Raw genomic sequence first — 573 nt, 5'->3', positions numbered from 1 at the left:
ATTGCCCAATATATTGGCAGCAAAAGCCATCGTGCCTGAGCTGATACAAGAGCAAGCAAACGGAGAAAACATTTGCCGAACAGTCACAAAACTATTGCAGCCTCGCGCCTATGCCGAGCAGCTACAGGCTTTGGTCGATACCAAGCGAACATTACAGCAGCAAAGCAACCATGAACCGGCCAATAGTGTCATTATGCAATGGTTTGCTCAAGATAGTCAAAAGCAGCAAAGAGATAGCTATTAATAGCAATCAATAAAAATATATACAAGAAGTAGGCTGTTTATGAGTCACAAAACCAGTTTAGATAATCATATTATCCATATCAAAAGCGATATTGTGCTTATAGATATCAAAGGACAATTTATAGACTTAGTCGCTCCAGTTCGTTTGCATGGTCACGTAAAGCTTACTGACGATTTATGTCAGATGATTGCAACTACAGGTCATGAAACAGAAATAATGCCGCTACAGATTGGTGTTGATGAAGCAGGGCGGGGGCCTTTGCTTGGTAGTGTGAATGTTGCTGGCGCAATTTTGCCGCGCATATGGTCAGATCTGATAGAAAATCAGCC

Annotated in this window: 2 pseudogenes; both read left to right on the top strand. The window is 41.9% G+C overall.

Annotation, left to right across the window (positions count from 1 at the left end):
- A pseudogene (locus tag ACS8FD_RS23220) lies at nucleotides 1-244 on the top strand (lipid-A-disaccharide synthase); the annotation flags it as partial.
- A 39-nt stretch (nucleotides 245-283) separates the two neighbouring features.
- A pseudogene (locus ACS8FD_RS23215) lies at nucleotides 284-573 on the top strand (ribonuclease HII); the annotation flags it as partial.

The sequence above is a fragment of the Psychrobacter sp. 1U2 genome (assembly GCF_051847575.1).
Note: the sequence above shows the minus strand (reverse complement) of the source record. Positions and strands in the feature narration are given on the sequence as shown.